Here is an 8861-nt window from a genome sequence, read left to right as displayed (position 1 = left end):
GTGTGCCGCGTGTTCCGGTGGTGTCGAACCTGTCGGGGCGGATCGCGGGCGAGGAGCTGACGACTCCGGAGTACTGGGTGCGGCATGTCCGGGAGGCGGTCCGCTTCGCCGACGGGGTCGGCGCCGCCCATGGTGAAGGCGTGCGGCACTTCCTCGAACTCGGGCCGGCCGGCACCCTGACCTCGCTCGCCCACGACACCCTCGCCGAGCAGGGCCGGGAGCGCGGGGTGGCCGTCGCTCCCGTGCTGCGGGGCGATCAGCCGGAAGTCCGCAGCGCGGTGAACGCCGTCGGCTCTCTCCACGCCGCCGGACTGGCCGTGGACTGGGCCGCGTTCTTCGCCCCGTACGGGGCCCGCCGGGTCGAACTGCCCACCTATGCCTTCCAGCGTCGCCGTTACTGGCTCGAGCCGGCCGCGGCGGCGGCCGCGTCCGCCGGGGATCCGCTGCGCTACCGCGTCGAATGGGCGTCCGTGCCGGACGGTTTCCGGCCCTCCCTGAGCGGCGGTTGGGCCGTGGTCGTGCCCGTGGGCGGGGACCACGAGGAGGTCGTTCGGGAGGTGACGGCTGCCCTTCGGGAGCACGGCGCGCTGCCCGTGACGGTCGAGGTCGACCCCGCTGCGCCCGATCGCGGCGAGGTCGCGGACGTGCTGCGGGCCGCGCTCGACGCGGACGCGCAGGGAGTGTTGTCGCTGCTCGCGCTCGACGGCGGGCCGTCCTCGGGCGCCGCCGCCACTGCCGTCCTGTTGCAGGCATTGACCGATCTGGGTGGCGTCGCGCGGCTGTGGTGTGTGACGCGCGGGGCGGTGTCGGTGAGTCCGTCCGATGTGCTGTCGGCTCCGGCGCAGGCCCAGGTGTGGGGCCTGGGGCGGGTCGCGGCGCTGGAGCATCCGGAGCGGTGGGGCGGTCTCGTCGATCTGCCGGTCGGGCTGGACGACGTCGCGCGGGCCCGGCTGTGCGCCGTGCTCGCCGGCGGGACGGACGAGGACCAGGTGGCGCTGCGGGCCGCCGGACTGTTCGGCCGTCGGCTGGGCCGGGCCGCCGCCGTCCGGCCGCGCGCCGACGACGAGCGCACCGCCGGTCTGCGGCTGCCCGCCGAGGGCACCGTGCTGGTGACCGGCGGCACCGGGGCCCTGGGCGCGCATCTCGCACAGTGGCTGGCCGAGGCCGGGGCCGGGCATGTGCTGCTGACCAGCCGGCGCGGCCCCGCAGCGGAGGGCGTCGCCGAACTGATCGCGCGGCTGCGCGCGTCGGGTACGGAGGTGACCGTCGCCGCCTGTGACGTGGCCGACCGGGACGCCCTCGCGGCGCTGATCGCGGGGCTGCCCGCCGACCGACCGCTGACCGGTGTCGTGCACGCCGCGGGGGTGCTGGACGACGGGGTGCTGGACGCGCTCACGCCCGAGCGGTTCGCCGCGGTCGCCGGGGCGAAGGTGACCGGGGCATGGAACCTGCACGAGCTCACCCGGGACCTGGACCTGGCGGTCTTCGTGCTGTTCTCGTCCTTCGCGGGCTCGGTGGGGCTGGCCGGACAGGGCAACTACGCGGCTGCCAACGCCTGCTTGGACGCCCTGGCCGTCCACCGGGCCGGGCTCGGGCTGCCCGCGACCGCGGTCGCCTGGGGTTCCTGGGCCGGCGGCGGCATGGCCGCCCACACGGACGCGGCCCGGGAACGGCTCGCGCGCACCGGCCTGGTGCCGCTCGACCCGGCCGCCGCGCTCGCCGTCCTCGGGCGGGTCGTCGCCGAGGGCGAACCCGCGGCGACCGTCGCCGACGTCGACTGGGAGCGGTTCGCGGCCGGCTTCGGGCCGGGGCGGCCGAGCCTGCTGCTCACCGGGGTTCCCGAGGTGCGCCGGGCCCGGCAGCGGGAGCTCGAACGCGCCGCCGCCGTACCCGTGACCGACTCGCTCAACGGGCTCAGTGGGCTCAGCGGTGACGAACTCCGGGTGGCTCTCGGTGAGTTGGTGAGCGGTGAGGTCGCCGCCGTGCTGGGGCTCCAGGGCGCCGACCGGGTGCCGGAGGACCGGACCTTCCGGTCGCTCGGGTTCGACTCGCTGATCGGCGTCGAGTTCCGCAACCGGCTCGCCGCCGCCCTCGGGAAGCGGCTGCCGACCGGTCTGATCTTCGACCATCCCACGCCCGGCAGGCTCGTCGAGCACCTGACCGCGGTGCTGGCAGGCCCCCGGGCCGTGGGCGGCGGGCAGCGGACGGGTGCGGCGGCCGTGCGCCTCCAGGACGATCCGGTCGTGATCGTGTCGGCCGCCTGCCGGTTCCCCGGCGGGGTGCGGACCCCCGAGGAGCTCTGGCGGTTCGTCCTCGACGGCGGGGACGCCATCGGCCCCTTCCCGGCGGACCGGGGCTGGGACCTCGACCGCATCTACCACCCCGAACCGGGCAACCCCGGCACCAGCTACGTCCGGGAGGGCGGCTTCCTCGACGGCGTGGCGGAGTTCGACGCCGAGTTCTTCGGGATCTCGCCGCGTGAGGCGCTGGCGATGGACCCGCAGCAGCGACTGCTCCTCGAGACCTCCTGGGAGGCGCTGGAGCGGGCGGGCATCGTGCCGTCCTCCCTCGCCGGCAGCCGTACCGGCGTGTTCGTCGGATCGAACGGCGAGAGCTACTCCGACCTGCTGGGCTCCGCGGACGTCGAGGGCCATGTCCTGACCGGGACGGCGTCCAGTGTGCTGTCCGGCCGGATCGCCTACACCCTGGGGCTCGAAGGGCCCGCGATGACCGTCGACACGGCCTGCTCCTCCTCGCTGGTCGCCCTGCACCTGGCCGTGCGGGCGCTGGGCGCGGGCGAGTGCGACCTGGCGCTGGCCTCCGGCGTGACCGTGATGTCCGGCCCGGAGATCTTCCTGGAGTTCTCCCGGCAGCGCGGCCTCGCCGTGGACGGCCGCTGCAAGGCCTTCGGCCCCGACGCCGACGGCACCGGCTGGGGCGAGGGCGTCGGCACCGTCCTGCTGGAGCGGCTCTCCGACGCCCGCCGCCTGGGACACGACATCCTCGGCGTGGTGCGCGGCACCGCCGTCAACCAGGACGGCGCGTCCAACGGGCTCAGCGCGCCCAACGGGCCCGCCCAGCAGCGGGTCATCGGCCAGGCGCTGGCCGACGCGGGCTTCGCGCCGACCGAGGTGGACGCCGTCGAGGCGCACGGCACGGGGACCCGGCTGGGCGACCCGATCGAGGCGCAGGCGCTCCTGGCCACCTACGGGCAGGGCCGGTCCGCCGATCAGCCGTTGTGGCTCGGCTCGGTGAAGTCGAACCTCGGCCACACCCAGGCCGCGGCCGGCATGGCGGGCGTGCTGAAGATGCTGTTCGCGATGCGGCACGGGCAGTTGCCGCGGACCCTGCACGCCCCGCAGCCGACCCCCGAGGTCGACTGGTCCGAGGGCGCGGTCGAACTGCTCACCGCCGACCGGCCCTGGCCGGACGTGGACCGGCCGCGCCGGGCCGGGGTGTCCGCGTTCGGCGTCAGCGGCACCAACGCCCACGTGATCCTGGAGCAGGCGCCCGAGCCCGTCCCCTTCGAGGCGCCCCCGGCCGAGCAGCAGCAGCCGCCCCTCCTCGACTCCCCGCTGCTGCCCTGGGTGCTGACCGCGCGCTCCGGCCCGGCACTGGCCGCCCAGGCCGACCGGCTGCGCCCCCTGACATCCGAGGCCGCGCCGGACGAGGTCGGCCGGGCCCTGGTGACGACCAGGGCGCTGTGGCAGGAGCGGGCCGTGCTGCTCGCCGACGGACCCGATGAGCGCGCGGCGGGGCTCGCCGCGCTCGCCGGCGGGACGGAGGACCCGCGGGTGGTGCGCGGCGCCGCCGACACCCGGGGCCGTGTCGTCTTCGTCTTCCCTGGCCAGGGCGCGCAGTGGGCCGGCATGGCCGCCCGGCTGTGGGAGTCCTCGCCGGTGTTCGCGCAGTGGATGGACCGCTGTGCCGAGGTGCTGGCCCCGCTGACCGACTGGTCCCTCGCCGAGGTCATCGGGCAGACGGACGGCGCGCCCGGCCTGGACCGGGTCGACGTGCTCCAGCCCGCCTCCTGGGCGGTGAGCGTGTCGCTGGCCGGGCTCTGGCGGTCCTGCGGCGTCGAACCGGCCGCCGTGGTCGGCCACTCGCAGGGCGAGATCGCCGCCGCGTGCGTCGCGGGCGGGCTGTCCCTGGAGGACGGCGCCGCGCTGGTGACTCTGCGCAGCACGCTCATCGCCGAGGAACTCTCCGGCCGGGGCGGCATGATGACGGTGGCGCTGCCGCCCGCCGACACGGCCGAGCGGATCCGCCGCTGGGACGGCCGGATCTCCGTTGCCGCCGAGAACAGCCGCCGCTCCACCGTCGTCGCCGGCGAACCCGAGGCGCTCGACGAACTCCTCGCCGAGTGTGAGACGGCAGGCGTGCGGGCCCGCCGCATCCCCGTCGACTACGCCTCCCACTCCGCCCAGGTGGAGCTGATCGAGGCACGGCTGACCGAACTGGCCGCCGGGATCGCGCCGCGCCCGGGCCGGATCCCGTTCCACTCCACGACGACCGGCGAACGGTTCGACACCGCGGGCCTGGACGCCGCCTACTGGTACCGCAACCTGCGCCGGCCCGTCCTGTTCGGGCCGGTCACCGAACAGCTCCTCGCCCAGGGGCACGACGTGTTCCTGGAGATGAGCCCGCACCCGGTGCTCGTCCCCGCCGTGCAGGACGCCGTCGACGAGATCGGCCCGACCGCCGCCGCCGTCGGCAGCCTTCGCCGGGACGACGGCGGACCCGAGCGGTTCCTGCGCTCGCTGGCCGAGGCGTTCGTCCGGGGCGCTCCGGTGGACTGGCGGACGGTGCTCGGCGGCACCGACGCAACCGGCGTCCGCCCGTTCGAGTTGCCCACGTACGCCTTCCAGCGCGTCCGGTTCTGGCCCGAGCCCGCCCCGGCGGGGAGCGGCGGTCGGATGGAGGAGGACGCGCCGCTGTGGCGGGCCGTGGACCGCGGTGACCTGGACGCGGTCGCCGCCGAACTCGCCCTCCCCGACGGGCGGTCGCTGGGCGAACTCGTCCCCGCGCTGTCCGACTGGCGCCGTCGGCGCAAGGACTCCGCGCTTCTCGACGGCTGGCGCTACCGCGTCTCCTGGACCCCGGCCGGCCCGGCCGCCCAGCCCGCCGCGGCCGCCCCGACCGGCGACTGGCTGCTGGTGACCGACGAACCCGACGCGGCCGTCGCCCGCTGGGCGGCCACCGCGCTCGACGCGGCCGTGACGACCCCGGCGGACCTCCGCCGGGCCGCCGCGGACATCGCCTGGACCGGCGTGGTGTCCCTGCTCGGGCTCGCCGACCGGCCGCATCCGGAGCACCCCGCCGTACCGGTGGGCGTCGCGGACACCGTGACGCTGCTGACCGCACTGCGCGAGGCCGACGTCGACGCGCCCCTGTGGTGCCTCACCCAGGGCGCCGTGGGCATCGGCCGTTCCGACCAGGTCACCGCCCCCGACCAGGCCCAACTCTGGGGACTCGGCCGGGTGGCGGGCCTGGAGGACCCCACCCGCTGGGGCGGACTCGTCGACCTGCCCGCCGACCCCGACGACCGCGCCGCCGGCCTGCTGCGGGCCGCGCTCACCGACGACACCGACGAGCAGGAGTACGCCCTGCGTCCCGCCGGCCTCTATGTGCGCAGGCTGGTCCGCGCACCCCTGGACCGGTCGGCCGGACGACGACGCTCCTGGCGGCCCCGCCCGGACGGCACCGTCGTGATCACCGGCGGCACCGGCGCCCTCGGCGCCCGGATCGCCCGCCGACTGGCCGACGCGGGTGCCGGACACCTGCTGCTGACCAGCCGCAGCGGCCCGGCCGCCGACGGCGCCGCCGAACTGGCCGAGGAACTGCGCGCCTCGGGCACGGAGGTGACGGTCGTCGCCTGTGACGTCGCCGACCGCGACCAGCTGGCCGCCGCGCTCGCCTCGACGCCCGACCGCTTCCCGATCACCGCCGTCGTGCACACCGCGGGCGTCAGCCGCAACGCGCCGCTGGCCGCGACCGGCCTCGCCGAACTCGCCGACGTCGTCGCCGCCAAGGCCGTGGGCGCCCGCCACCTCGACGCACTCCTCACCGGCCACGACCTCGACGCCTTCGTCCTGTTCTCCTCCGGCGCGGCGATCTGGGGCAGCGCCGGCCAGGGCGGCTACGCCGCCGCCAACGCCTACGCCGACGCGCTCGCCGCGGACCGGCGCCGGCGCGGACTCGTCGCCACGTCGGTGGCGTGGGGCAGCTGGGCCGGCGGCGGCATGGTCGACGAAGCCCTGGCCCGCGAACTCGCCCGCGGCGGAGTGCGCTCGATGGACCCGGACCGGGCCCTCGACGCCCTGCAGCAGGCCCTCGACCACGACGAGACCGCCCTCACGGTCACCGACATGGACTGGGAGCGCTTCGCCGCGACCTACACCGCGGCCCGCCCGCGCCCCCTGCTCGACGACATCCCGGAGGCGAACCGCGCCACCGCCCCGGACCCGGCCGACGCCGACGGGCCCGACCTGGTCGCGAAGCTGGCCCGGCTGCCCGCCGCCGAACGCGACCGGGAACTCCTGGACCTGGTCAGGACGGCCGCGGCGGCCGCCCTCGGCCACACCGGTGCCGAGGCCGTCGCACCGGCGAAGCCCTTCAAGGACCTGGGCTTCGACTCGCTGACCGCCGTCGAACTGCGCAACCGGCTCACCGCCGCGACCGGCCTGCGGCTGCCGGCCACCCTCGTCTTCGACCACCCCACACCCGCGGCGGCCGCGGCCCGGCTGGGCAGCCTGTTGTTCGGCGACTCCGAGGACTCCGCCGCCTCCGCCTCCGCCTCCGCGGCCCTCGTACCGCTCACCGACGACCCGGTCGTCCTGGTCGCGATGGCCTGCCGCTACCCCGGCGGGGCGACCACCCCCGAGAAGCTCTGGGACCTGATCGCCGCCGGCAAGGACGGCATCGGCGACTTCCCCGCCGACCGCGGCTGGGACATCGCCCCCGACGCGCCGTTCTCCCGGACCGGCGGCTTCCTCCCGGACGCGGCGGAGTTCGACGCGGCGTTCTTCGGGATCTCGCCCCGCGAGGCCCTCGCGATGGACCCGCAGCAGCGGCTCCTGCTGGAGACGTCCTGGGAGGCGCTGGAGCGGGCGGGCGTGGACGCCCTGTCCCTGCGCGGCAGCCGCACCGGAGTCTTCGTCGGCGCCGGCTCCCACGACTACGGCACCCTCCTCACCACCCTGGACTCCGGACAGGACTACGCCCTCACCGGAGCCGTCGGCAGCGTGCTGTCCGGCCGGATCGCCTACGCCCTGGGCCTGGAGGGTCCGGCGCTGACGGTGGACACGGCGTGCTCGTCGTCGCTGGTGGCCCTGCATCTGGCGGCGCAGGCGCTGCGCGGCGGCGAGTGCGACCTCGCCCTCGCGGGCGGCGTCGCCGTGATGGCCACCCCCGACGCCTTCGGCGCCTTCGCCCGCCAGGGCGGCCTCGCGCCGGACGGCCGCTGCAAGGCCTTCGCCGACGGCGCCGACGGCACGGGCTGGGGCGAGGGCGTGGGCGTGCTGGTGCTGACCCGGCTCTCGGAGGCACAACGCCGAGGCCATCAGGTGCTGGCGGTGGTGCGTGGCTCGGCCGTGAACTCCGACGGCGCGTCCAACGGGCTCACCGCGCCCAACGGGCCCTCGCAACAGCGCGTCATCCGCCAGGCGGTCGCGGGTGCCGGGCTGACGCTCGCGGACGTCGACCTGGTGGAGGCGCACGGCACGGGGACCGCCCTGGGCGACCCGATCGAGGCGCAGGCGCTGCTGGCGACCTATGGGCAGGGTCGGTCGGGGGAGCGGCCGTTGTGGCTCGGCTCGGTGAAGTCGAACATCGGTCATACGCAGGCGGCCGCGGGTGTGGCGGGTGTGATCAAGTCGGTGTTGGCGATGCGGCACGGGGTGCTGCCGCAGACGCTGCATGTGGACGAGCCGACGTCCGAGGTGGACTGGTCGACCGGCGCGGTGGAGGTCCTGACCGAGGCCCGGGAGTGGCCGCGGGCCGACGACCGTCCCCGGCGGGTGGGCGTCTCGGCCTTCGGGATCAGCGGGACCAACGCGCACGTGATTCTGGAGCAGGCGCCGGAGGCCGCCGAGGCGGTGCCGTCGGACGATGTGCCGGGGCTGGTGCCTTGGGTGGTGTCGGCGCGGTCGGCGGAGGCGCTGGGGGAGCAGGCGCGGCGGCTGGCGGAGCATGTGCGTGCGGCGGATCTGCGTCCGGTGGACGTGGGTCTCTCGCTGGCGACGGCGCGTGCCGGGCTGGAGTACCGGGCGGTTCTGGTCGGGCGTGAACAGGCGGATTTCCTGGGCCAGTTGGACACGGTGAGCGGCGGCACGACGGTCACCGAGGGTGGGACGGCGTTCCTGTTCTCGGGTCAGGGTTCTCAACGTCTCGGTATGGGCCGGGAGTTGTATGAGGCGTATCCCGTGTTCGCGGCTGCTTTCGATGAGGTGTGCGGGCGGCTGGATGTGTTGTTGGAGCGTCCGGTGAGGGAGGTCGTCTTCTCGGACGGGGAGGCGTTGGACCGGACGGTGTTCACGCAGGCGGGGTTGTTCGCGCTGGAGGTGGCGCTGTTCGAGTTGGTGGGTTCGTGGGGTGTGCGGGCGGACGTCCTGCTGGGGCATTCGATCGGCGAGCTGACGGCCGCGTATGTGGCGGGTGTGTGGTCGTTGGCGGATGCGTGCCGGATCGTCGCGGCGCGGGGGCGGTTGATGCAGGCGCTGCCTGCGGGTGGCGCGATGGTCGCTGTCCAGGCGGCGGAGGACGAGTTGCCGGAGTTGCCGGTGGGTGTGTCGGTGGCGGCGGTGAACGGTCCGCGTTCGCTGGTGCTGTCCGGTGACGAGGAGCCGGTGCTGGCCCTCGCG

Annotated in this window: 1 protein-coding gene; it reads left to right on the top strand. The window is 75.8% G+C overall.

Annotated elements, in window-relative coordinates:
- A partial coding sequence (locus tag ACWD4O_RS48465; protein WP_451289550.1) for a type I polyketide synthase occupies positions 1-8861 on the top strand: 8861 nt, incomplete at both ends.

It is taken from the genome of Streptomyces sp. NPDC002623 (genome assembly GCF_053592635.1).
This window is presented reverse-complemented; position numbering and strand designations above follow the sequence as displayed.